The 24581-nt window shown below is 33.5% G+C and carries 23 protein-coding genes and 1 pseudogene; 5 read left to right on the top strand and 19 right to left on the bottom strand.

What is annotated here, in order from left to right; all coding sequences use genetic code 11:
* Nucleotides 1-7: 7 nt before the first annotated feature.
* The 3 genes from MHH69_RS06255 to MHH69_RS06245 form a co-directional block, all read right to left on the bottom strand.
* The gene (locus MHH69_RS06255; RefSeq protein ID WP_341361919.1) at nt 8-3061 is read right to left on the bottom strand and encodes an N-acetylglucosaminidase; all 3054 of its coding nucleotides are present in this window, start codon (nt 3059-3061) and stop codon (nt 8-10) included.
* A gap of 210 nt (nt 3062-3271) precedes the next feature.
* Nucleotides 3272-4138, bottom strand: coding sequence for a 2-oxoacid:ferredoxin oxidoreductase subunit beta (locus MHH69_RS06250; protein WP_122970453.1), 867 nt, complete (start codon nt 4136-4138; stop codon nt 3272-3274).
* Nucleotides 4138-5877: a 2-oxoacid:acceptor oxidoreductase subunit alpha gene (locus MHH69_RS06245; protein WP_341361918.1), complete on the bottom strand. Its 1740-nt coding sequence runs from the start codon at nt 5875-5877 to the stop codon at nt 4138-4140. Before MHH69_RS06245 ends, MHH69_RS06250 begins: the two co-directional genes overlap by 1 nt.
* Before the next feature lie 605 nt (nt 5878-6482).
* Here MHH69_RS06245 and MHH69_RS06240 point away from each other — a divergent pair.
* Together MHH69_RS06240 and MHH69_RS06235 are read left to right on the top strand one after the other, a co-directional pair.
* Nucleotides 6483-7352 carry a hypothetical protein gene (locus tag MHH69_RS06240; protein WP_341361917.1) on the top strand — a complete coding sequence of 290 codons (870 nt, stop codon included), beginning with the start codon at nt 6483-6485 and terminating at the stop codon, nt 7350-7352.
* Nucleotides 7353-7387: 35 nt separating this feature from the next.
* On the top strand, nt 7388-8746 hold the full coding sequence (locus MHH69_RS06235) for a TcaA 3rd/4th domain-containing protein (protein WP_445954577.1): 1359 nt from the start codon (nt 7388-7390) through the stop codon (nt 8744-8746).
* Between the two features lie 149 nt (nt 8747-8895).
* On the opposite strand, the gene MHH69_RS06230 is transcribed toward MHH69_RS06235, so the two are convergent.
* The 3 genes from MHH69_RS06230 to MHH69_RS06220 all read right to left on the bottom strand — a co-directional run bounded on the left by MHH69_RS06230 (nt 8896) and on the right by MHH69_RS06220 (nt 10922).
* The gene (locus tag MHH69_RS06230; RefSeq protein WP_036174445.1) at nt 8896-9162 is read right to left on the bottom strand and encodes a stage V sporulation protein S; all 267 of its coding nucleotides are present in this window, start codon (nt 9160-9162) and stop codon (nt 8896-8898) included.
* A gap of 326 nt (nt 9163-9488) precedes the next feature.
* Nucleotides 9489-10286: a TIGR00282 family metallophosphoesterase gene (locus MHH69_RS06225; protein WP_341361915.1), complete on the bottom strand. Its 798-nt coding sequence runs from the start codon at nt 10284-10286 to the stop codon at nt 9489-9491.
* Between the two features lie 123 nt (nt 10287-10409).
* Nucleotides 10410-10922, bottom strand: a complete 513-nt coding sequence (locus MHH69_RS06220) for a competence protein ComK (RefSeq protein ID WP_122970450.1) — start codon at nt 10920-10922, stop codon at nt 10410-10412.
* Nucleotides 10923-11271: 349 nt separating this feature from the next.
* Between MHH69_RS06220 and MHH69_RS06215 the strand changes: the two genes are divergently transcribed.
* Nucleotides 11272-11769, top strand: coding sequence for a sigma-70 family RNA polymerase sigma factor (locus tag MHH69_RS06215; protein WP_122970449.1), 498 nt, complete (start codon nt 11272-11274; stop codon nt 11767-11769).
* A gap of 55 nt (nt 11770-11824) precedes the next feature.
* On the opposite strand, the pseudogene MHH69_RS19315 reads toward MHH69_RS06215, so the two are convergent.
* The 11 genes and pseudogenes from MHH69_RS19315 to MHH69_RS06160 all read right to left on the bottom strand — a co-directional run.
* Nucleotides 11825-12001, bottom strand: a pseudogene (locus tag MHH69_RS19315) (DapH/DapD/GlmU-related protein); the annotation flags it as partial.
* Between the two features lie 361 nt (nt 12002-12362).
* The gene (locus tag MHH69_RS06205; RefSeq protein ID WP_341361914.1) at nt 12363-13448 is read right to left on the bottom strand and encodes a glycosyltransferase family 2 protein; all 1086 of its coding nucleotides are present in this window, start codon (nt 13446-13448) and stop codon (nt 12363-12365) included.
* A 51-nt stretch (nt 13449-13499) separates the two neighbouring features.
* Complete coding sequence (locus tag MHH69_RS06200; RefSeq protein ID WP_341361913.1) at nt 13500-14639, bottom strand: hypothetical protein; 1140 nt, start codon at nt 14637-14639, stop codon at nt 13500-13502.
* Between the two features lie 21 nt (nt 14640-14660).
* Nucleotides 14661-15413, bottom strand: coding sequence for a WecB/TagA/CpsF family glycosyltransferase (locus MHH69_RS06195; RefSeq protein WP_341361912.1), 753 nt, complete (start codon nt 15411-15413; stop codon nt 14661-14663).
* 5 nt (nt 15414-15418) lie between these two features.
* A complete protein-coding gene (locus tag MHH69_RS06190; protein ID WP_341361911.1) occupies nt 15419-16279 on the bottom strand; it encodes an O-antigen ligase family protein in 861 nt (286 codons plus the stop codon).
* Nucleotides 16280-16694: 415 nt separating this feature from the next.
* Nucleotides 16695-17696: a dTDP-glucose 4,6-dehydratase gene (rfbB, locus tag MHH69_RS06185; RefSeq protein ID WP_122970507.1), complete on the bottom strand. Its 1002-nt coding sequence runs from the start codon at nt 17694-17696 to the stop codon at nt 16695-16697.
* The gene (gene rffA, locus MHH69_RS06180; RefSeq protein ID WP_341361910.1) at nt 17696-18700 is read right to left on the bottom strand and encodes a dTDP-4-amino-4,6-dideoxygalactose transaminase; all 1005 of its coding nucleotides are present in this window, start codon (nt 18698-18700) and stop codon (nt 17696-17698) included. Before rffA ends, rfbB begins: the two co-directional genes overlap by 1 nt.
* A gap of 199 nt (nt 18701-18899) precedes the next feature.
* On the bottom strand, nt 18900-19199 hold the full coding sequence (locus MHH69_RS06175) for a hypothetical protein (protein ID WP_341361909.1): 300 nt from the start codon (nt 19197-19199) through the stop codon (nt 18900-18902).
* Between the two features lie 396 nt (nt 19200-19595).
* On the bottom strand, nt 19596-19781 hold the full coding sequence (locus tag MHH69_RS06170; protein WP_341361908.1) for a DUF3797 domain-containing protein: 186 nt from the start codon (nt 19779-19781) through the stop codon (nt 19596-19598).
* A gap of 50 nt (nt 19782-19831) precedes the next feature.
* Nucleotides 19832-20182, bottom strand: coding sequence for a hypothetical protein (locus tag MHH69_RS06165; RefSeq protein WP_341361907.1), 351 nt, complete (start codon nt 20180-20182; stop codon nt 19832-19834).
* A 15-nt stretch (nt 20183-20197) separates the two neighbouring features.
* A protein-coding gene (locus tag MHH69_RS06160) for an IS3 family transposase (RefSeq protein WP_341361906.1) occupies nt 20198-21312 on the bottom strand; the annotation gives its coding sequence in 2 pieces (ribosomal slippage) (nt 20198-21033 and nt 21033-21312; 1116 coding nt in all).
* Between the two features lie 195 nt (nt 21313-21507).
* Here MHH69_RS06160 and MHH69_RS06155 point away from each other — a divergent pair.
* Entirely contained in the window at nt 21508-22116 is a 609-nt protein-coding gene (locus MHH69_RS06155) for a hypothetical protein (protein WP_341361905.1), read from the top strand.
* 33 nt (nt 22117-22149) lie between these two features.
* Here MHH69_RS06155 and MHH69_RS06150 read toward each other — a convergent pair whose 3' ends face one another.
* Nucleotides 22150-22569 carry a hypothetical protein gene (locus MHH69_RS06150; protein ID WP_341361904.1) on the bottom strand — a complete coding sequence of 140 codons (420 nt, stop codon included), beginning with the start codon at nt 22567-22569 and terminating at the stop codon, nt 22150-22152.
* 300 nt (nt 22570-22869) lie between these two features.
* Here MHH69_RS06150 and MHH69_RS06145 point away from each other — a divergent pair.
* Nucleotides 22870-24017 (top strand): IS3 family transposase gene (locus MHH69_RS06145; RefSeq protein WP_341361548.1). Its coding sequence is split into 2 segments (ribosomal slippage): nt 22870-23143 and nt 23143-24017, totalling 1149 coding nucleotides; the frame shifts between segments, so codons are not numbered across the junction.
* 101 nt (nt 24018-24118) lie between these two features.
* Here the strand turns inward: MHH69_RS06145 and MHH69_RS06140 are convergent.
* Complete coding sequence (locus MHH69_RS06140) at nt 24119-24568, bottom strand: SMI1/KNR4 family protein (RefSeq protein WP_341361903.1); 450 nt, start codon at nt 24566-24568, stop codon at nt 24119-24121.
* Nucleotides 24569-24581: the final 13 nt, after the last annotated feature.

The raw sequence follows: 24581 nt of genomic DNA, 5'->3' as shown, positions 1-24581 counted from the left end.
TTTTCTTTTAACGATAAACTGGTACATCCATAATCATATTGTTTATACCAAGGGTTTGATAAAGATTGTATAACGAATTAATTTGTTTATATGCCCATCCAATATCCGTTGCATATTGATGGCTAGCCCCGTTATAACGGTCCATCGCTTCAGGATTCCAACGCATTTTGTATAAAGTGTTTTGAATCGTACCAGTATGGTTCTTCCCTTTAATATAATCATTGGCAATATATTTTGCCCCGCCAATAATTGCTTTTTCAGGAGTTGTCCACCCTTCCTCAAATGCCTTTTTTGCTCCACATTCATTTGGACAGTGGTCAAAGGCTTCAATCCCATACATGTTATACACAACCGTACCGTTATATTGAATACCTTGGGCTAATTCTGAAGTACCATGTCCCGTTTCAAGTAACGCATGGGATACAAGATACAATTCATTTATTCCATTCTCGGCACCAGCTTGAACAAACGCTTCACCAAGATTATGGAAAATTCCTCTATTCTTCAAATAATTATCTAATACAGTGACAGATACCCCACTCGATTTAGATAAATCGAGAAATTGGAATTTTTGTTTTGGATCATTAACAAAATGCTTCGGATTTAAATATTCACTCACATCGGATTGGGTAGCATTTCGCCATACTCCAAGGGCAATTTGAGCCCAATGGGAATCCGTTGAATAAATCGTCACGAATGTTCCAGTTATTAACTTCCCATATATATGGCTTTGTTCTGATGCTTCTGAACGGATATTGACAGTACTCTTCACCTTACCTAGATTGGAACTGATTCGAACTAGTGAACGATGAACATATAACTCTTTCCCGTTATATTGAATTTTATACCATCTAGTAGAACCAGCTGTAGCTTCTCCTATGATGTTATCATCTAAAATTGTAAAGGCAGTACCTATTGGAACCGTTTCATATACATTGTTATTTGTATCTAGTTTTGGAGATGTTCTGAGACGTACACCCGAACTTGTCGTTGAACCTCCCATTACAATTTCCACAAAATTTCGGCTCACATATCCTGGTAAATTTCGATATTTATCGGTCTGTGGAGTAGCTTTCATTTGTAAGGCTAAAGCTTCACTCAAAGATAAATCATATTTTGTATAGTTTATGATCGTTTTATTTACAAACTCATCAGAAATCCAGACCGTTTTCCCTGCTAAAGTACCACGATACCATACATCAGATCCCACGGATTCTGTAAGGTTAACTTGAAAACTTTCCTTCGAAAATTGACTCAAATCACTGTAGATAATATCTTTCGTTCCACCCCAAGGGTTTTGATAAGCAGTACCTGTCCCTTTTAAATAAAAGCTTTTTCCTTGATGATCAACCGTTTTATGCACTTTTTCTGTCATGTTAGTTGAACTTATCCAACCGATGATTCCTTCTGTTCCAGCTGTTTTACTAATTAAATAATATACTTCTCCATTAAAATTACCTTGAGTTTTAATATAGTACACAGCATGAAAATAAGAAGTGGCATCCAATGTAGATGAAATGTTTCCGTCCCTTCGATAAATCGTCGTCGCATTACCATTAATATGACCTAATAAACTTGTTGCAGTGGGTATAACGACATCATTTTCGTGTAACCAAATCGTCTTCCCATTTAAAATACCCCGATACCATGTTGTATTGCCAACAGTTTCCGTTAAATTGACGGTAATTGTTAAAAATTGATAATCGGACATATCAGAAAAAACAATATCTTTCGTTCCACCCCATGCCTTACTATAGGCTTTTCCTGTACCATGAATGTACAAAGTTTTCGCCTTAGAGCTGATGGTTTTATGGGCTTGTGTATTCAAATCTGTTGATTTCACCCATCCGACTGTACCCTGTTCACTACTTGGTTTCATACTAATTAAATAGTATAAAATACCATTCACTTTCACCTGTTTTTTAATGTAGTAAACCGTATTCGTATAAGGAGCAGCAACAGTTGAAGTCGATTGACCAATTAATTTATAAATCGTTGCATTACTCTTTAAATGGCCTAGTAAACTTGTTTTACTTATTTCCACTTTTGATATCGTAGTTAAAACATCGTTAGCATGAAGCCAAATCGTTTTACCGTTCAACGTCCCTCTATACCAAGTATTTGCGCCAACCGTTTCTGTAAGGTTAACTTGAAAACTTTCATAACTATAGGGTGACAGGTTATCAAAAACTAAATCTTTTGAACCGCCCCACGCCTTACTATACGCTTTTCCAGTTCCTTTAAAATAGAAGGTCTGCCGTTTTCCGGTTACTGTTTTATGGGCATAAGTTGTTATATCTTTTGCCTTTATCCAGCCTACGACTCCCCTTTCACTGCTCGGTTCAGTGCTAATTATGTAATGGAGTTCGTTGTTAATATAAGCAAAACTTTTAATATAGTAAACTGCGTTAAAGAATTGTTTCGCTTCTATTGTTGGAGTTGTTGCACCTTTTACGGGATATATTGTCGTGGCAGATCCATTAATATGTCCTAATAAACTGATTGAATTCGGAATAATCACTTGATTCGACTGCAACCACATTTTTACACCATTAACAGTCCCTCTATACCATGTCATTTTTCCAACCGTTTCAGTTAAATCTACTTTAAATTCTAAATTAGAATATTTAGACATTTCATTATAGATTACATCCTTTGTGCCACCCCATGCTTTACGATACGCCCTTCCATTTCCTTTAACATACAACGTTTTCTTTTGCCCACTGATTGTTGCATGGGCCAACACTTGTACGTTAGATGATTTCACCCATCCAACAACACCTAAAGTACTGCTCGGTTGGGTACTCATTAAATAAAAAGTATCCCCATTATGAATTGCTTGTTTCTTAATATAATAAACCACATTCATATATTGGGAACCCGCTTTAAATGATGAACTAGCCTTTGTGTAATCTTTATAAATCAAAACATCTGCATTGTTTAAATGTCCAAGTTTACTAGTAGAATATTCACTAGTAGCCTCAACACTCCTAACATTTTGATCTAGAAAAAGAAATACGAAAACAGAAACTAAAATTAGTATGATATTCAGTTTTTTCATCGTCCAATATAGGATTTAACCTATCATCCTCCGCCTCTCACAATTAAAAATTAATAGAAAAATGAATCTATTAACTTCATAATAGTTTGAGCATTCAGATGTGTAAACACATTTTTGATAATTACCAATATTTTATAATAAAAATTTGATATTTTATCCAACACCTTTTCTCTCCAATAAAAAAACCCCCAAAATATGGGGGCTTACATATTACATAAACTCTTTTACTAATTCATTAAATTGATCTTCACTTAAGTTCATATCAAGGTCAGCTAATGGTTGTTCAGCGTATCCAGGTACTTTTTCTTGATAAGATTTTGTTTCAGTATCTTGGTAAATGATCCCTGTTACTAATCCTTCTTTTTCCATTACTGTTTGCATCGCTAACTCACGATTAGAAGAATCATAATCTTCAATGTCAGCTAATTTTGTTAAATGTTCTTTGAACCATTCATAAGTGTTCACTTTATTATAAGTAACACATGGGCTAAAGACATTAATGAAAGAGAACCCTTTATGTTGAATACCAGCTTCGATAAGGGCTGTTAACTCTTTAATGTCTGTCGAGAATCCTTGGGCTACAAACGTTGCTCCTGCAGATAATGCCACTTCCAACGGTTTTAATGATGGCTCGATTGCTCCACCTGGTGTTGATTTCGTAATGAAACCTTGAGCTGAACGAGGTGAAGTTTGCCCTTTCGTTAAACCGTAAATTTGGTTATCCATTACAACGTAAGTAATATCCATGTTACGACGAATTGCGTGAACTGTATGAGCCATACCGATGGCAAATCCGTCCCCGTCACCACCAGAAGCGATAACATTTAAGTTACGGTTCGCCATTTTTAAGCCTTGCGCGATCGGTAATGCACGACCATGAATACCATGGAATCCGTATGAATTGATATATCCAGCTATACGACCAGAACAGCCAATCCCAGCTACTACAGCTAATTCATGGGGTTCGATGCCGACATTTGCTGCTGCACGTTGAATCGCTGCTTGTACGGAGAAGTCACCGCAGCCTGGGCACCAGTTTGGTTTCACAGAGTTACGAAAATCTTTAAATGTTGCCATTAGTCAAGCAGCTCCTTTACTTTATTTTCAAGCTCACGAGGTAAGAACGGTGTACCGTCATATTTCGTAATGCTGTATGTTTTATCGTGACCGCCAATATTCATTTTTAAAATATTTGCTAATTGGGAAGTTTTATTGTTTTCCACTACAATCACTTTTTTCGCATTGGCTACTAATGGAGCCATTTCTTTACTTGGGAATGGGAATAGTAAACGAATATGGGCATGGTTTACTTTTACCCCTTCTTCTGCTAAACGTACTTGAACTTCTTCAATCGCACCGCGCGTTGAATTAAATCCTACTAATAATACATCTGCTTCTTCATGAGGTGCATTGACATGGACTGGCGTATCAAATGTTAACTTCTCAAGTTTGCGGAAACGCTTGTCCATTTGTGTTCCACGGTTTCCTGGTGCTTCATTTGGTTTACCCGTTTCATCGTGTTCTACCCCTGTAACATGGTGAATACCATTTGGAGTTCCTGGGAAGACACGAGGAGAAATACCGTCTTCTGTATTTTCATAACGTTTGAAGTAATCTTTGTTGTCATTTGCTTCAATTTCATCTTCGACAATTTTTCCACGGCGAATTTCAATTTTACTGTAGTCAAACGGATCTGTCGTTTGTTTCCCTAAGGACAATTGTAAATCCGTCATAATAATTACAGGAATTTGTAATTCTTCTGCGATATTAAATGCTTGGATTGTATCAAAGAATGCTTCTTCTAAAGTAGAAGGTGCAATAACAACTTTCGGAATTTCACCATGTGTACCATAGAACATGGCCATTAAGTCCGATTGTTCTTGTTTAGTTGGAAGACCTGTCGATGGACCACCACGTTGCGTATCGACAATCACTAATGGTTGTTCTGTCATACCAGATAAGCCGATGGATTCCATCATTAATGATAAACCAGGACCAGCTGATGCTGTGAAGGAACGAACACCACCGTAGTTAGCACCGATAGCCATTGTCGCCGCTGCGATTTCATCTTCAGTTTGAATGACCGCGCCACCTAATTTTGGAAGTTTTTTAATTAAATATTCCATGATTTCGGAAGCTGGTGTAATCGGATAAGCAGCCATAAAACGGGCACCTGCTGCAATGGCACCTAAAGCAACTGCATCATTCCCGATCATATACATACGTCGTTTTCCGTCAGCAGGAGCTAGTTCCCACTCACCGACACGGTCACCTAAAAGTTCCGTCATGACGTCATACCCTTTTTGAATTGCTTCCATATTCTTTTTAACGACTTCTTCCCCTTTACGTCCGAATATTTCATCGACAACGCTTTGGAACACTTCTTTATTTAAATTTAAAAGGGCTGAAGTAGCACCAATCGCCACCATGTTTTTCATTAATGAAGTACCTAGTTCTGTCGCAATTTCAGTAAATGGCACGATAAATAATGGCGCTTTTGAATCTTCAGGTTTTGTTGGGTTAAATTTAGCATCAGCTAAAATAATACTTTTTTCAGTTAGCTCTTTATAGTTCACTTCGATTGTTTCTTGGTCAAAAGCAACTAATATATCTAAATCGTCTGCAATAGAACGAACTTCTGTTGGACGAACGGTAATTTTATTATTCGTATGGCCACCTTTAATACGTGAAGAGAAATGACGGTAACCGTAAAGGTGATAGCCTAAACGGTTCATGGCCATTGAGAAAATTTCACCTGTACTCTCAATACCTTCACCTTGCTGCCCACCGACTTTCCAAGAAAGCTGATGTAACATGTTAACAACTCCTTAAAAAACTGTTTTTATATATTTTTTTCCTTCATTAGTTTAACACGAACAAAATGCATAAACTATCCGAAAAACACCAAAATCATGAAATTCAGACCTTTGACTGAAAGTTAACAGACAAGGATTTGCAGTATGTTTATCTTTCCTTTAGATTACTTCAAGAAAAGGAAGCCATACTATATTACAGTAATTTTTTATTACCATTAAAAGACGGAATTGTTAAGAAGTAAGTTGCAAATAAATAGCCCCATGAAAAAAGCCCTTAATGATCAGCACATGCCAATCACTAAGGGCTTAAAAATGTGATGTCTTAATGTTATCGAGTTCTCCCATTCGTCAATACCAATACATCACTTATTAGTATGACATTTTTACTAATGAATAATTATTTTCATTAAATCTACTCAAAATTCAGTTATTTATACAAAATAATTATAATTTGTAAGTTCTGTATTGTAATTATATATAAGTAAATAGTATTATATCAAAAGAACGATTTCATAATTTACCAATTAATTAGTGAAAAATGAATATAAAAATTAATTTTACTACTATTTTTTGGTTCATTTTTATTAGAAAAGGAGAAAAGTTATATGAAAAAATGCTTATCGTGTAACAATGTCCAGGAAACTGGAAACTTCTGTGGAAAATGTGGAGGTAATCAGTTTGAATTAATTCAGAATGATGATAATACTTCTAATGTTTCAACGAACTCAGAATTGTATAAAGCTAATAAAGAAAGTGCAGTAACATCAGTAAACAATGAACAAAATTACCATTCAAAAAATCCTAGTCAACCTAACATTCAAGTTGAAAAGGTAAAAGAGAAGTCTAGAGCTTATTTTAGTCATTTTGTTAGTTATTTGAAAAAACCTTCATTAATTTTCTCAAACGGACAGCAAGAGTTTGTAAATAGCATGATTACTATAGTTACATTCTCGCTTATATTATCGCTTTCAATTTATTTACTTATAAATAATATTACAAAATCCATTTTTGGTGATTATAGGAGTATGTTTGATACTTCCATTGTGAGTCCACCCTTCTTTTCTATCTTCTTCAGTGCATTTATTTTTTGTTTAATTTCGATTGCAATCGTTATTCTATCTTTATTTATCATATTAAAAATATTTGGACCAGAAAAATCAGTGAAGGAGATAGTTAGTTATCTAGGTGTTCATAGTATTCCAGCAGCAATTCTAGTAATTATTGGCTTACTTCTAGTACTTATTAAATCTTTAGTTGCAGGTTATATCTTTTTAGCACTATCTTTTACTTTAATTATTTTAATAATCCCGCTTTATATTATTTCTCGTTTAATTGTTAGCAAAGTAAAATCGATTGATTCTTATTATGGCTATTTATTGTATATCATATTATTTTCAATTTTATATGCAATTGTCATCGCAATAATTGGAGATGCAACAATCGGACAATTTATTGATCAACTAGATATGTATTAATTACAAACAGTATTGGAGGAGATAAAGTGTCTACTATGAAAAGATTTTGCCAAGAGTGCGGACATGAATCATCTATAGATGATCTTATTTGTATAAATTGCGGTAAAAAACTTCCAGAGTTTCAAAATAAAGAATCTATAAATCAAGTTACAAAAAAAAATTGGACAAAAAAGAAAAAGATTACTTTTAGCATTATTGGTATCTTAATTCTATTAATTGTATGCTCTTCAATATTTACATCAAGTTATTTTTCTGAGCAAGCTACAATGGAAAGGTTTAATGAAGCCTTATCTAATAAAGATTCAAAAAAACTTGCTAATATACTCGTTCATGAAGATGGTTCATCTATTAATCTACAGGAAGCAGACGCCTTTATTGATTTAGAAAAAGAATTTGGAAAAGAATACATAGAGGATTTCATTTCCATTCAACCTTCAGAAAAATTTTTAGGTTTATTTCAAACATTTAAAGTATATGCTATCAATCAATATGCTTATTTCAATGGTTCCTCTGAAGGTATTGAATTCAAATTTAATAATCAATCAGCAAAAGAAGAACAATTTGAGGATACTATTATATTCGGCCCTCTTTTACCAGGTAACTACACAGTAAGTCTAAATCTAAATAATGATTTTGGAAATGCCACTATAGAACAAGAATTAAGTTTAAATAGTAAATCTTATGATCAAATTGAGATTGAAGTACCAATCTCTGAGGCGACTATCTATATTGATAATTTTCATGAAGAAATGATGTCTGATATTTACGTCCTTATCAACGATCAAAAAGTTCCAGTAACAGATGGAGAATCTGAAACTTTTGGACCTATTTTCTTAAACGGTTCCACAACTGCAACTGTAGTCGCTCAATATCCTTGGGGTGAAGTTAGATCAGAAGAATATAAACTAGAAGATAGTTCTGTTGATTTAAATGCCCCAATCCTTTCTGAAGAAGAATATACTAAAATATCTACTCTGTTATTAGATTTCGGTGAACAATTTGCACACGCAAAAGCATCAAAAGATCTCTCGAAATTTAATCAAGTAACAAACAATCTTAAAGAGGAATTTGAATATGATGCTCTCTCATATTTAAGTGAAGATTCCTTTTACACAGGACAATTAGATAAATTAGAACTTGATCGTAATTCAATCTATTTAACTAATGACAATAATGTTAGTATCGAAGCGACATATTATTATACAGAAGCTCTTTATTTTAGTGATGAGAAGCCTGAGACTGAAAGCGTAGATTATGATTTAACATTAAGTCTTTTATATAATAAAGAAACAAAAAATTGGTTAGTGGATTCTTATGATTACTTATTTTGGAGTAATTCTGAACCAACAGATACTTTTGAAGGCTCAAAAACTCTTTATTCTCCTAACAAATGATTTAAATCCGAATAAAAGGATAAAACTATGAATATGAACTTCATTTAATGATATTTCAAGTATTATAAATACTTTATTTTAAATGAAAAAAGCCCTTAATGATCAGCGCATGCCAATCATTAAGGGCGTAAAAATGTGATGTCTCTACGTTATCGCGTTCTTTTTTCTACGACTAATTTTAAAGCTGTACGATCTTCACCAGCAATTGTAATATCCGCAAAAGCTGGTGCACAAATTAAGTCCGTGCCACTTGGTGCGACAAAACCGCGTGCAATTGCGACTGCCTTTACTGCCTGATTTAATGCACCTGCACCTACAGCTTGCATTTCCGCATATCCTTGCTCACGAATAACGGCAACGAGCGCACCTGCGACAGAATTTGGATTAGAGCGAGATGATACTTTTAATGAATCCACATTTATTCCTCCCCATGTAGCTTTAGTAAATGTTGAATGAAGCATTCGATTTAGTGGGCATTCATTCAAAGGACTTTAACTTAGTGTCCGTAAGACATTTTATGATGTTAAAGACTAAATTAGAATCGAATGAAAACCAAATTGGCACTTAAAACCATTTATTTTTTCACTATCGATTAGACACAAGGAAGGTTAAAAAAACTTGTTTCATCTTTCAAAGTTAAATATCAAGGGATAACAGTCCGTAATTGTATTAAACAGCCTCTTTAAAGTTAAAAAATGATCCTACCAACAATATTGGCAGGATCATTTTTTAAGTTTCTATTTTATCCTTGAAACGGATAGTCTTCATTTATATATATGCGTTCGCAATGTAGTGCTTTACCCGTTTGGTCATCGATTTCAACGTAAAATCCACTTAACACTTCACGTCCATCCTTCGGCACTTCAAATCTTGACGGTAAGTTTGTTTTAAACTTGTAAATAACACTTTCTTTTTTCATTCCTAAAATTTCATCGTACGGACCTGTCATCCCTACATCGGTAATGTAGGCAGTCCCACCAGGATAAATTCTACTATCCGCCGTTTGTACATGGGTATGAGTACCAACAACTGCTGAAACCCTTCCATCTAAATGCCAACCTAAGGCAATTTTTTCACTTGTTACTTCCGCATGGAAATCAACAAATACGAGTGGAGATGTTTTGTGTGCTTCAGCAACTAATGCATCCGCCATCGCAAAAGGATCCGCGTGGGGTGGCAAGAAAACACGGCCATGCAAATTAATGACCGTTAATGTAACACCATTTTTCGTAATTTGAACCATTCCTTTTCCAGGAGCTTCTTCAGAAAAGTTTGCTGGGCGAATTAAATATTCCGCATCATCAATAAACTCGTAAATATCTTTATTATCCCAAGTGTGATTCCCCATTGTAATGACATCAACGCCAACTTGTAATAGCTGTTGATAAATTTTTTGTGTTATACCTCTACCAGCAGCAGCGTTTTCACCATTTGCTATTACCACATCAGGTGTATATTTTTTCTTTAGTCGGGGCAAGTACTTTTCAACTGCTTCTCGACCAATCGATCCTACGATATCTCCAATAAAAATTACTTTCATGAATAGTATCACTCTCTCTAACAAATTCAAACATGTCCTACCATTTTAACACTTTCATGATGGATTAGGCAAAAATACAAAAAATTGTTTTTCACTTTGAATAACCATTCCTCCTTTTCCCCTTTAATATGTAAAATATTTATCCGAATGCAACTTGAAGTTGATTAAATTTAAATCATGTAAAGGGACTTTCGTATATAGCAGATGTAGCGCTTTTTCTCTTCGATATCTAACTGCCGCTTCTTTGAGAGCGACTTTTATCGTTACACCGTTATTAAAAATCAGTAAACTATACGCCCCACATTCTTCAATTGTAAAACTTAGATCAAACACCCACGTTTTACCTAAAGTATTATAAGTAGGCAATTCCATCCCCACAATACCTAATCGTTCCGATATTAGAATCGGTGGTGTTTTCGTAATACTTAATAGCTTACGAGAAGCCATTTGCCTCCCTTCTAAGCTTGCACCGAAATTTAAACAATATTGTCGGATGATTTCATCTGTTGTTCCTTTTGACTTTAAACTCCCTAAATTAGTGTAAATGATTGACGAATGTTCTCCATCAAAATGAGGAGTAACTGCGATGCTAGAATGAGATGATATTAAAAAATGGATCTCTTTTTCTAATCCCATAGAAATCTCCCCCTTAATAGAAATTATTCAACAAACATTTTCAAATAAATACCAAAAACTAGTACCTATGGATTAATATAAAAAATTCTATAAATATTGTCAATATTCGGAAATAAAGTCATTTTCAAATAGTTAATTGCTTATTTTCAACTATGATTGACTGTCTAGAAATTGAAAAACTACTTATCTTTCTAATTTACTATCGTTATTTCTTATATTTTCTTAGAAAATTTTCGTAATAGCTTTAGACAATCCATTCTATAGCCCTTTCGATTCATTTCAAAAGTTCGGTTACGATGAAAACACCTAGGAATAATCGACTTTGCGCGCAAGTCAAAGGAAGATTGAAATGGAAGAGTTTAATACGATATGCGAACTTTATGAACCGATGATTACGAAAGTGTTAAAAAAAGCAAAGGTGTATAAAGATCACGAGCATTACCGTCAATGTGCAAGGATTGCCTTATGGCATGCATGGAAAAACTACGATCAAAAACGAGGTGATTTTGCCCCTTATGCTTATTGGACGATGTTAACATCCATCTACAAAGAAATCGAAAAGGATAATCAATATAAAGAGCGGAACATCGCCTATGATAAGGATAAATTAATTAACCTTTCCCACTATGTTCAAGTCAAAACAGAAACAATCAATGAATTTGAAAATTTAAAAGATATATTATCGAGTTTAGCCGAAATAGATTATAATTTAATTAAAACTCTATATGTATTTGGGGCGACCTATGATGAGATTGCCGCTACGAATAAAATGTCAGCAAGCTCCCTAAGGAAAAGACGGCAAAGAGTCGTTGAAAAAGTCCGCAAAATGTTAGAATCATACGAGTAAATGAAAAATCACTGGATGTGTCTTTTTACATCCAGTGATTCCTTTTGTTTCCTAATTATTTCCATTTTATATTTGTTTTGATCACTTTAGCTGGAACACCACCAACTATACTATTTGGAGGTACATCTTTTGTAACCACTGAACCAGCAGCAATAACCGCACCATCTCCAATCGTAACACCTTTTAAAATCGTCGCGTTTAAACCAATCCATACGTGATCTCCTATTACAATAGGTTCCGTCATTTTATAACCATCATATATTAACTCATGATTGTCCGAATCACGAATCGTAACACCTTCAGAAATTGTCACATCTTTTCCCATTTTAATATAATCAAAACATGAAATATTTGATTTATAGCTAATGTAACCCGAGTCAATTTCTAATGTGGCGTTTTCATTAATCGATAGGAAAAATCCTGAATATAATTTAAAATCTCCATTTACTATCAACCTTCCACCCTTTTTAATCGTAAGACTGGAATCAAAATAACCGCATCCGTTAAAGCTACACCCTAAACTTAAACTACCTTTATTTATAATAGCGTCGCGGTTCGATATATTCATATAGACTTTTTTATATACTTTCGCTCTATGCATGATGCTTCGATATGGATTTAGCACCGTTAGTTTCTTTACTTTGCCCACCTTCTGCATCTCCATTGTCCTTCCCCCAAAAGCCATACTTTGATTTCCCTTTTAACGTTAATATAATGTGAATCATTTGAATTGTCCTATGGAATCCGAAAGTTTTACTACACATTGCTGCAAAGGAATGAAATAAAGTGAATTTATATTGTAATAATGCTCGATTCTTTTTTAATAAAGAAATGATTTTCTTTCTTTCGTCTCTCTTTAAAAAACAAGCAAATTTCATACTGTAATAATATCTTTCAACAAAATTGTTCATCAATTTTTCAACTAAACTTTCTTCAATCGATAATGTGGTTAAAACTTTATGCCAATAAGTTGCGACGAACATACTGTCTTCCAATGTAGAATAAGAATGATTCAACGTGATTTGACCTATCCGTTCATTTCTATATACATAAATCGGGTTATCGTAATAGTCAATACAAGTTGCTTTTAAGAAAAGATAAGGTGTCCATAGAGCATCCTCATATTTTCTTCCTTTCATAAAAAATAACTCATGTTTTAATAGAAACGATTTTTTGACAATCCCACTCCAAGCAAACCATTTAAAATCTCCGTTATGTTTTAATATATAGTTTAAACATTCTACCCCATTTTTCCCTATTAACTCACTTCGCTCAATAGATAAAGTGGCCTTCACATAAATCTTTCTTTGTTGATAGTAATACTGATATGGGAAAAAAATATATTCTACTTTGTTATTTTGATGGATGATTTCCACTAAATCGGATAAGAAATCCGTCTGCCAATAATCATCCGAATCCAAAAACATGACATAATCCCCTGTTGCGTGTAAAATACCAACATTTCTAGCTTCTGATAATCCCCCATTTTCTTTATTGATTAATCGGATAAAGGGATACCGCCTGACATATTCTTCACATATTTCTTGACTACAATCTGTTGAACCGTCATTTATTAAAATGATTTCTTTATTTAAGTAGGACTGGAAAACAACACTTTCTAAGCAATGGCGCAAATATTGGTCCACATTATAAACTGGAATGATTACACTAACTTTCAAAAGTCAAACACCCGATTCTACCGTTATTAGCAGTTATTTTGGATGAAACCATTAATTTAAGATAAGACCTTCAAGTACTTCTTCATAACTGTTACATCTTGCACTCCAAGAATTGTCCTTTGCCAGAAGAATTCTTTCCTCTCTTTTTTGGAAATTATCATTTTGTAAGGAAACTAATACCTTTTCGGTAAAATCTTCTTTGCTTTCACCAATTTCCATTACATCTTTGAACAACACTAAATCCGGTAAAGCTGTCGCAACAATCGGCTTCCCTGTGGCAAAACATTCAAACAGCTTGGCTGGAAAAGTCCCCTTTGTAAAATCATTTATTTGATAAGGTAAAATAAGCGTGTCACAATTCTTTAAAACACTAGGGAGCGACTGATGAGATACTGTATCTTGATGTATAAGATGGTTATGACGTAAAGGAATCCCTTCTGGTGCAGGTCCGATTAATTCGACGTAAATTCCTTTTTCCAACAACTGTTCAATAATGGACCAATCGATACGATAATGATCAATCCCACCAAAATACGTTACTTTATTGACCTTTTTCCTCATTATTTGTTGCTCATAAATTTCATAAAACATTTCAAAATTCACTGCAGCGGGAATTTGAGCAATTTGCTCTTTTTTATGTCTATGCCTTTCTTTCAAATGAACCGAATCAACAATTAACATATCAGCCATTTGGATTAATTCATTTTCGGTTATGACAATATCTTTAGGAATTCCCGGAAAATTTTCAAAATTTAAAACACAATCATAGATTGTTTTTTCAGGTTTTAGTTCGTCAATGAGGTAAAGGGACGTAGAGGTAGGAACATAGGTGATCAATAAAATCGGTTTAGTAGAATGTTGCCTGATGTTCTTCGCTAATTTTGGGACAAATACGTTTTTATTAAACTGTCTAAATAGTGAATGGGTCGGTGGCAAGATGAATGGTGGTAATATTTTCAAATTTTTTATAGGTGTTTTCCGTTGAATTTGTTTCTTTGAAACGAGTACTCTTGTTAATCTTTCAATAGATTTGGATAGGCCAGGATTTCTCAATCCCGTCGTCTCAACGAATGTGACATCAGTCTTCGTTGAAAAGTACTCTGCGATAATTTGATGCCTTTGCCATAAAAAGTCCCATTTAATGCTAGATAGTATGACGATATGGAAATTGTTTAACTTCATTAACTTCATATGATCCCCCATAATTTCAAATCATTTTACTAATTTTAAGGTGAGAACCTTTAATATATATTTGATGTTTCCAAACAAGTATCTTTTATACAATCGTTTTGGTTCTTGTAATAGTCGATATAACCATTCAAAACCAATCTTTTGCATGGCAATCGGTGCCCTTTTCACATGATTTGAATAATAATCAAAGAGCCCTCCACAAGTTAGAACTGTACTAGCTTCTATAAGATGAAAATGTTCGTCTACCCATTTCTCTTGAAGGGGATTTCCGAATCCAACAAATAAAATATCCACTTCCAAATCGTTTATGTGAGAAATGACCTTCTTACTTTCTTCTTTTTTATCGAAATAACCATTATAGGCCCCTACAATTTCCACATTCGGATACTTTTTCGAAAAATTTTTTCTTACCTTTTCTGCCGTATCATCTTTTCCACCTAGTAAAAAGATTTTAAAGGGACTTTTCCGTTCATTTAATTCGGCCATTAACGCGGGAAATAAATCAGTTGTGGCAATTCGTTCAGCAGCAGTTGGAATGTTTAAAAACCTTTGGGCATAAATGACACCCATTCCATCTACATAAATTAAATTTTCCCTTTGGTTAATAATGTTTCGATAAGCTTCATCGTTCCAATAGTGAAGCATACAATCCGCATTAATAGCATAATAAGCCTTTTTCTTTTTGTCCCTTGTATGATTAATAATGATTTGAAGCAGTTCCCTTTGACTTCCTAAAAACACTTCATTGTCTATAAACGTTTTTATACGACTCATCCTTTTTATCCTTCGTTATTGTTAAATCGGTACTCATGCGATACTAGAGGTTTTGGAGAATGATGGAATTTATCATTTCGATTAAAAAGTATAGAAACAAATATGAAATAAACGACAATTAGCCAATTGGATCCATCAATATCTTCTACTACAAATAAAATCGACATGAGTAAAAGGGAAACTTTTAATATCGTTTTATAAATCATGTCCTTCAAAAATATTAGTTTTAAGTTAATTACTAGAAAAATAAGACTTCCGATCATAAACCCTATAATTCCCGTTTTATAAATGAAACCTACAAAGGTTGAATGGGATCCAAGGGGATAACCTAAAACCGATCGATCTTTAATACCTAGTCCAATAATCGGTGAATTTTCTAGTGCTACTTTAATACTTTCCTGCATTAAAAAAGTTCGACTATCGTTACTTCCTTCCCGCGCGTGAACTAATTCATACATTGTCATAACGACAATTTGTGATAAATCGGTATACATGAAAATAGCAATCATGGTTGATAGAACTACTAGAGTTAGAAAAATAAATAGATTTTTATTCAATTGTTTGGACAGATATTTCACTACAAAGAACAAGATCCCTATTAATATGACAATATAGCCGCTACGCGAATACGTACTAATGATAGGCATAACCCCTAATAAAATGTAAAGCCAGCGCAGAAACTTCCCTTTGTTTTCGATTACATACCAACAAAATAGAGGGTAGAAAAACAGACAAAACATAATGACAAGATTTGTATAATCCATTATCCCAACAAATCGCATTACTTCCCTTTGATTGAACCATTCAGAATAATAAAGGACTTTCCCTAAAATAGTTACATCTTTCATTCCTATACCGTAGTACATGCCTATACTTACGAACCAAAGGCCAATTAACAACAAATAATTATAAAAAGTAATCTTTTTTATCTTTTCAATGTCGATGTTATTATTTTTAAAATGTAGATAAAAAAATAACGCCATGATCCAAATGCTAAAAGTGTTGACCGTAGCAAAAATTCGTTCGCTATTATAGGAATAAACGAATAAATTATAGAGAATCGAACATCCATAGACAAACAGATACAATACAACTAGTAAACTTAGCTTGTCAAAATAGAGCTTCTTTCTTTGACATAGAAATAAAAATAAAATGAGGGCGATCAATATAAATTGTACTTCCTTTGGAACGACGATGATGGGCCAAAGCAAATAGTACAATAAGTATTGGTTGTTAAGAATTTTCTTCAATTTATCACCATTTTATTGTGTCTTAGAAAAATCATTGAACAGTTTGATAGGATTTATTCAATATGGGCCCCCACCAATCTTCGTTGTTTAAATACCACTGAATTGTTTCAGAGATTCCTTTATCAAAGGTATATTTTGGTTTCCAACCTAATCGCTGTAACTTTGTTGCATCGATCCCATACCGTTTATCGTGGCCTAACCGATCCCTTACAAACGTAATTAGTTCTTCCGACTTACCTAAGGATTGTAAGATGATCTTGACAATCTCAATATTTTGCCATTCGTTATTCCCTCCAACATTATAAATTTCTCCGCTTATTCCTTCATGAACAACTAAGTCGATCGCTTTGCAATGGTCCATCACATGTAACCAATCTCGAATATTTTCCCCATTTCCGTAAACCGAAATTTTTTCGTCCTTTAATGCCCGTAAAATAGTTAAAGGAATTAGCTTTTCGGGAAATTGAAACGGTCCATAATTATTCGAACACCGCGTAATATTAATCGGCATGCCGTACGTTTTAAAATAGGCAAGAACGAGTAAATCAGAAGAAGCTTTACTCGCACTATATGGACTATTTGGTTGGAGCGGTGTTTCTTCTGTAAATAAAGTAGGCTCATCCCATTCTAGTTCTCCATAGACTTCATCCGTTGAGATATGAATAAACTTTTCAATCCCTACTTGTTTAGCTGCTTCTAGTAATACTTGAGTGCCTAATACATTCGTATGGGTGAAAATCGGCGGATTTTGAATCGAACGATCCACATGACTTTCAGCAGCAAAGTGAACAACAAAATCAAATTGTTCTTTTTTAAACAACGAATAGATCGTTGTAAAATCGGTAATATCCCCATGGATAAAAAAGTAATTTGGTTTTGTTTCAATCGCTTTATGTTTTCTTAAATCAGCGGCATAAGTGAGCACATCTAAATTGTAAATGTCATAGTTTGGATAATGTTGAACCATGTATTGAACAAAATTTCCTCCAATAAAACCAGAACCACCTGTTACTAACATTTTCTTTCTACTCATCATAATTCTAAAACCCTTTTTTCCAACATGTTCATAAAGTATCCTTTTATCGCCAAAACAATTACTTCAACGGTCGATAAGTCAAAATATAAAGGTAATCTGAGTAGTCGTTCGCTCTCTACTGTTGTATAAATATCTTCTCCATGGAACGTTGTATACCGTTTTCCTGCAGGTGAAGAATGAAGTGGAACAAAGTGAAACATACTTTGAATTCCCTGTGCTTTTAAATAATTTATTAAACTTGTTCTTATATCACCGTTTTTCACTTTAATATAAAATATATGCCCATTATGTTGACAATTATTTGGAATAACCGGTAAATCAATTAAATGATGTTCTTCCAAAGATTGAAGATGAGTATAATATTCATTCCAAAGGGATAAACGGCTTTCTAATATTAGCTCAGTTTGCTCCAATTGGGCATATAAATAGGCAGCATTTAGTTCACTTGGTAAATAGGAGGAACCGATATCTTGCCAACAATATTTATCTACTTGTCCTCTGAAAAATTGGGAACGATCCGTCCCTTTTTCTCGGATGATTTCAGCTCGTTCGATAAAACGCTCATCATTAATAAGCAAAGCACCGCCCTCACCAGAAACGAAATTTTTTGTTTCATGAAAGCTGTATGTTCCTATATGGCCAATGGTTCCTAACATCCGTCCTTTATATGTCCCCATTAATCCTTGAGCGGCATCTTCGATTACATATAATTGGTAACGGTGCGCAATATCCATGATCGTATCCATTTCACAGCTCACACCAGCGTAATGGACTGGTACGATTGCTTTAGTTCGCTTCGTAATAGCAGCCTCTATTTTGTTCTCATCAATATTCATCGTATCGGGCCGAATATCAACAAAAACAATTTTCGCCCCTCTTAAAACGAATGCATTTGCTGTAGAAGTAAAAGTGTAGGATGGCATAATCACTTCATCCCCTGGTTGAATGTTAATAAGGAAAGCGGCCATTTCAAGGGCATGGGTACAGCTAGTCGTTAACAATCAGGGGGTGAAATTCCATCCATATAAAATTTAACTACCTTTCCATTAGTTATTCCTCTTCCTCTTATCACTTAATTTTTAAGAAGTATTAAGTAAAGTACAAATTGTTTCCTGTAATCGTTTGTATAAATCCTCAATTTCTATTCTACTCATAATTAAAGAGACTTCTTCAAATCTTCTTCTTTTGCAAATTAATGATTCAATTTTTTCTTAATCTTCTAATTTTAATAAGTGCGATTAAGTTATACAAAATAATCAATATTATTACCAACCAATAACACGCTTTAATCACATTTCCTAACTTCATAAATGGAGCATATATCCCATTTGGTTCTAAGAATCTAAAACTAAGTAAAAAATTAATAGCATTTATACTCGCATATTCTGTCTGCATATCTATTAGGGTATTCAATAATGAAAATGCTATTAAAATTAATAAAAATAATATTAAATTCAATCTTTCTTTAATTTCCTTTTTTGCCTTTTCTATAGAATCCATTATTATTCTCCTTTCAAATAAGCTTTAATCAAATAGTTATCCAATAATAATATCTCCTTTTATTTTCACTTATTTTGCAGGTTATTCAGCTTCTTAATATCTTATTCGGAAAATATTTTTTCTTCAATTTTAAATGGAATAAGAAAAGATAAAATAAAGGCCAATAATACTAGAGAAATAAAAAAAGATTTAGAAAAGGTAGGATAAGATAGACCCGTTAAATTATGGATACCGACTAAAATTAGTCCTAATACTATTAATAGAAAGAGTGTTATAAAAAATACCTTAAATACAAAATAAACCATTAATAGAGTAGAAAGGTAAACGAAAGAGAGTATTCTCACGATTTTCACCACACTTTTTTAATTTAATAGAGGGTAATATCATAATTAAATTTTATTTATCAAATCCCGTTTGAACAGTAGCACCACATTTACACTCACGTTTAAAAGTTTTTTCCGTTAATTCAAATTTCCCTTCTCCATTACCCACATGTGTATTTCCGCAACTATGACATTTTCTATGACGTAGAATATAGAAAAATATTTTAAATGGTGATATTTTATTAAATAATAATTTCATATATATCCTCACTTTAATAACTAAAATTTAGTATTGTTTTTGTTTGATATTTATTTATTAAATCCATCATCATCTTTTCTAGTAATAGTATTAATTATTACCTTATCAAAATCATATACCACATAGGGAAGATCATTCCACAACCACTGTTCACTTGCTTCTTGAATTTTAATTACTTTACTAACTACATTAGATAAAATAACTTTAATAAAGGTTTCAATAGGAGTTTTATTAAAATTCTTTTCATCTGCATAATTTTTTAAGCAAGTTATAAATGTCCATTCTAATCCTTTCAATTTCGTATAATATGTATTATCCTCTTCCCAATCTTCCGGATCATAAGGTAAAAAAAGTTTTCCCCCTTCTTCTTCTAATAGTTCGTTAATTTGGAATGTCAACACAAAACCGGACAACCTTTATAAGGACCTATTCTTGAATTCCACAGGCGTTAAATAGCCTAGTGTTCCGTGAATTCGAATGTTATTGAACCAATGAACATAATCATTAAGTTCAAGAGATAGCTGTTCAAGAGAAGCGAAGTGTGCGCCATTTGCGAATTCGGTTTTAAATACTTTGAACATCGCTTCGGCCATTTCATTATCATAAGGGCAGCCTTCATACTTCTGAATCCCAAATGTCTCTAAGACCCCTGAAATGAGTTTGTTATCAAACTCTTTCCCACGGTCTGTGTGGAACATCTTCATGTTATGTAAATTCCCTTTTATGCTAGCTAATGCTTGATATACAAGGTCTGCTGTCTTATTTGGACCGGTACTGTGACCAATAATTTCTCGATTGAAAAGGTCGACAAATAAGCATACATAGTGCCATTTTTTCTCAACACGGACGTATGTTAAATCACTGACAACTATTGCGAATTGTTCTTCTGTTTTAAACTGCCGATCTAACTCATTTTTGATTGGTGCTTCATTACAGGTTTGCTTATGCAGCTTGTATTGGGCCACAGTATAATTTGATACCAGTCCTAATTGTTTCATGATTCGACCGATTCGACGACGGGAAACAATCTTACCTTGTTTCTCTAATTCTACTTTAAGTTTACGAGTACCATAGTTACTACGACTTTCCTTAAAAAGGCGTTGAATATCGTTGGAAAGCTCAACTTCTTCTTTGTCATGTGCTTCTTTTTCACGCAGATTGGCGTGATAGTAATAGGTGCTTTTGGCGATGTTGAGGACGTTACACATTGCTGATACTGAATATTTGTGAGCGTTGTTTCGAATCACATCTATTTTCGTCCCATGATCAGCGCTGCTTGCTTTAAAATGTCATTCTCCATCATTAAACGTTGGTTTTCTTTTCGTAATCTAATTAATTCCTTTTCTTCTTCAGTACGATTGTCTTCTGCAGTAAATGAGCCAGTCTCTTGATGGTTTTTAATCCAGCGATCTAACGCAGAAGGCGTTATTTCATATTCTCGACAGATATCTGCACGAGACTTTCCATTTTCATAAAGCTTTACTAGTTGTAATTTGAATTCTGTTGTAAAAGTTCGACGTTGACGTGGCATAATAGCAGGCTCCCTTTAGGTTAGTATGTTAAGTCTACTAGCCCTTATAGTATCTGTCCAACTTAGTGTAACCGATTCACTTTTATTATTTACAGCTTAGAATTTTAAGCATTTTTTCTTAAAATTGGACATATATTTTATTAGAATAGAGGAGGAACAGACACGAAGAGGTTAATTTTTATTTTTGGATTATTATTGATTTTAGGTGGTATTTTCGCTTTCACTATTCATCCTTACGCCAAAAAAAGTATTCCTTCAGCTACTGACACAAATAAATTATTCGAAAATATTCAAAATGAATTACAATACAAATATGATATAGGAGCATCTAGTATAGCTTCAAATCCCGACTATACATCAAACGAGATCATTATTCCCATTAATGGTAGTAAACGATACTATGACTCAGTTAAAGATGAAGTTAAATCAATTGTTAAAAATATAATTAAATCAACTCCATTTGAAAATTATTCAATTAAAATTGAAAAAAATAAAATTGAACAATTCTTAAATGAAGAAGACAAAGAAAAACAAGGTTCATTATTCGAAATTACCAAAACAATACACGAAAGTTTATCTGAGTCCTATCCAAATCAAATTGGGGACATAAATATAACTGAATCAACTCCAAATCTAATAATAGAAGTACACACTTTAATAAAAGAACAAGAGATAAGCTTGAGTAAGGAAATTGAAAGTAAAATAAATAGGATTTTAAACGAAAAGTTATCTTCAAATTTACTTGTAAAAGAAAGTTCTGTTAACATCCATATTTATAATAATGAGGAAAAAAGGATAAACTAAACATCTATTTCGATAGATGTTTTTTATTTCTAATTAATCATAAAATTTTAATTGTAGAGAATCGTGATTTTGGACATTTATTATAAACCATACTTTAGCACCTACTGGAATATTATTAAATTCAATAGTACCAGTACCATCCCAATACATAGCTCCCTTTTTAGTTGTAGACACCTGCCCATTAATAACAATTCTTGCTTCTACATAATTTTCTAATCGGTTAGTACCAGTTATATCTATCTTAAAATTGCCACCGTCAGTTGCAGTATAAGTATTTGTTGATGCTGAACTAACATACAATAAGTTAAGTGTTTGCGAACCTTTGTAATCCCATGTACCCGCTACATATGGTATTACAACACTATCAGACTCTTCGGCAAACGCATATAAAGGAACCACTATAATAAATACTAAGAGAAATAAAAAAGTTAAACATCTATACAATTTACCCAAAATAACATCTCCCCTTTACTATTTTCTTAAATAAATAGTTCTATTTTACCCCTTAAAAATCCTCTTTGATTTTAAAGAAAAGGATATTTTAGGAAATTATAATAGATTGTGTAAATAACTAAAAATCCCCTCACTCATGAAAGTTAAAAGCGCACTGACTTAAAAAAATGAGACAAATAAAAACACCTTTCGTTGAAAAACGGGTATTCGCACTGACCTAAAAAAATGAGACAAATAAAAACACCTTTCGTTGAAAAACGGGTATTAAACCTATAAATCCAACGTGGAGGTGTTTTTTCTATGGGAACAAGAGTTAGTTATCCAGTAGAAATTAAAATGAAAGCAATCGAAATGAGATTAGCAGGAATACCTGTTAATCAAGTTTTAGAAGAATTGAATATTCGAAATTATACACAACTAAAAACGTGGATGAAGTGGTATCGAAATGGAGAACTTCATCGCCTTGAACAGCCAGTTGGAAAGCAATATACCTATGGTAAAGGACCAGAATATGAAAATGAAACAGCTAAATTAAAGGCTGAGAACCGTTATTTAAAGCAACAAATTGAAGTTTTAAAAAAGTACGCAGAATGGGAAAGGAAGTGGTACCAAGAATAGTTGTGCAATTGGTAGAAGAACTAAAAGAAGTCATGACAATTGGCGAAATCTGTGACCACTTGGGGGTAGGTAGATCATCTTATTATCGTTGGAAAAAGAATAATAACGTTGAAACAAAGAAAGACATTCGGGATAAGAGAATGGGTGAGTTGTGTAAACTTCATAAATATCGATACGGATACCGAAAAATCACAAGCATTTATGGAGAACCGATAAGTGAAAATACAGTACAAAAAGTAATGCAAAAATATGGTTGGCAGTGTCGAGTAAAAGTGAAGAAACGTAAACGCACTGGACAACCAGCATACGTCGCACCGAATTTATTAAATCGTGAATTTACAGCGGAAGCACCATTTGAAAAGTTAGTAACAGATATTACCTACTTGCCTTTTGGTCAATCAATGATGTATCTTTCAAGTATTCTAGATGTCTTTAATGGCGAGATTGTAGCGCGTACAATCGGATTTACTCAAGATACAGAGTTTGTTTTAGATACATTAAATCAGCTACCAGAATTACCTGAAGGCTGTATCCTGCATAGCGATCAAGGTTCTGTATATACGTCCTATGACTATCAAAAGGCAGTAAAAGAAAAAAGAATTACCATGAGCATGTCTCGTAAAGGCACGCCCGCTGATAATTCTCCAATTGAAACGTTTCACTCCTCGCTAAAGTCTGAAACGTTCTATCTCGACGGAATCAATCGCACAACGAATGCGCATGTGATCCAAATCGTCGAAAACTATATAAAATATTATAACAATATCCGTATTCAAACGAAACTAAACAGCCAATCGCCGGTTAAATACCGTCAACTAACTGTAAAGTAGGGTGTTTTCTTATTGTCTCAAAAATGATGGTCAGTACCACAACCATCAAGAGTTTTTAATTTTCAGCAATCTCATTTATAATTTCTTTCTATTTATCTATCTTAATAATCTTCTTCCCATGCTTCTTTTGCATCCAACAACCTTTGTGATAAAAACTCATAAAAATCCTTTGCTGTATTGTAGTCATCAAGTCCCCCTGGTCTATTCCACGCTATTACCGGGCACTCATTATTCTCCATTTCACTGATATATAGACAATAAGCATATTCTCCAGCATCTTCAATAACTACTAAATCCTTGTCCATTCCTAAATCTCTATATCTCTTTGTATTAACAACAACAGGAGCTCTATTTGACTTAGCCACTCCTAAAATATCAACTCCAAATAACCCACCAGAACCATAGGTAGTTAAAAACCACTTATAACTTTCTGGTAATTCCACCCCTAGCTCATTTTGGATTGAATTAATTTGACTTTCATCTACTCCACCTGTAAAGTCATCTGGTTCCTTATGTTCATTAATAAAGTTTATTAATTCCTCTTTATCCAATCAAGGTTCCTCC

The organism is Ureibacillus sp. FSL E2-3493, assembly GCF_038077515.1.
Classification (GTDB): Bacteria; Bacillota; Bacilli; order Bacillales_A; family Planococcaceae; genus Ureibacillus; species Ureibacillus halotolerans.
The sequence above is the reverse complement of the archived record's forward strand: the minus strand, read 5'-3'. Positions and strand labels throughout refer to the sequence as shown.

Bases quoted from the DNA above. Each gene is read 5' to 3' on its own strand.
- MHH69_RS06200 (WP_341361913.1), bottom strand. From the start codon at position 14,639: ATGAAGTTAATGAAGTTAAACAATTTCCATATCGTCATACTATCTAGC.
- MHH69_RS06195 (WP_341361912.1), bottom strand. From the start codon at position 15,413: ATGAGTCGTATAAAAACGTTTATAGACAATGAAGTGTTTTTAGGAAGT.
- MHH69_RS06190 (WP_341361911.1), bottom strand. From the start codon at position 16,279: ATGTACTACGGTATAGGAATGAAAGATGTAACTATTTTAGGGAAAGTC.
- MHH69_RS06225 (WP_341361915.1), bottom strand. From the start codon at position 10,286: ATGAAAGTAATTTTTATTGGAGATATCGTAGGATCGATTGGTCGAGAA.
- MHH69_RS06220 (WP_122970450.1), bottom strand. From the start codon at position 10,922: ATGGGATTAGAAAAAGAGATCCATTTTTTAATATCATCTCATTCTAGC.
- MHH69_RS06175 (WP_341361909.1), bottom strand. From the start codon at position 19,199: ATGGATTCTATAGAAAAGGCAAAAAAGGAAATTAAAGAAAGATTGAAT.
- MHH69_RS06250 (WP_122970453.1), bottom strand. From the start codon at position 4,138: ATGGCAACATTTAAAGATTTTCGTAACTCTGTGAAACCAAACTGGTGC.
- MHH69_RS06245 (WP_341361918.1), bottom strand. From the start codon at position 5,877: ATGTTACATCAGCTTTCTTGGAAAGTCGGTGGGCAGCAAGGTGAAGGT.
- MHH69_RS06255 (WP_341361919.1), bottom strand. From the start codon at position 3,061: ATGAAAAAACTGAATATCATACTAATTTTAGTTTCTGTTTTCGTATTT.
- MHH69_RS06215 (WP_122970449.1), top strand. From the start codon at position 11,272: ATGGAAGAGTTTAATACGATATGCGAACTTTATGAACCGATGATTACG.
- rfbB (WP_122970507.1), bottom strand. From the start codon at position 17,696: ATGAGTAGAAAGAAAATGTTAGTAACAGGTGGTTCTGGTTTTATTGGA.
- MHH69_RS06235 (WP_445954577.1), top strand. From the start codon at position 7,388: ATGAAAAGATTTTGCCAAGAGTGCGGACATGAATCATCTATAGATGAT.
- MHH69_RS06240 (WP_341361917.1), top strand. From the start codon at position 6,483: ATGAAAAAATGCTTATCGTGTAACAATGTCCAGGAAACTGGAAACTTC.
- MHH69_RS06170 (WP_341361908.1), bottom strand. From the start codon at position 19,781: ATGAAATTATTATTTAATAAAATATCACCATTTAAAATATTTTTCTAT.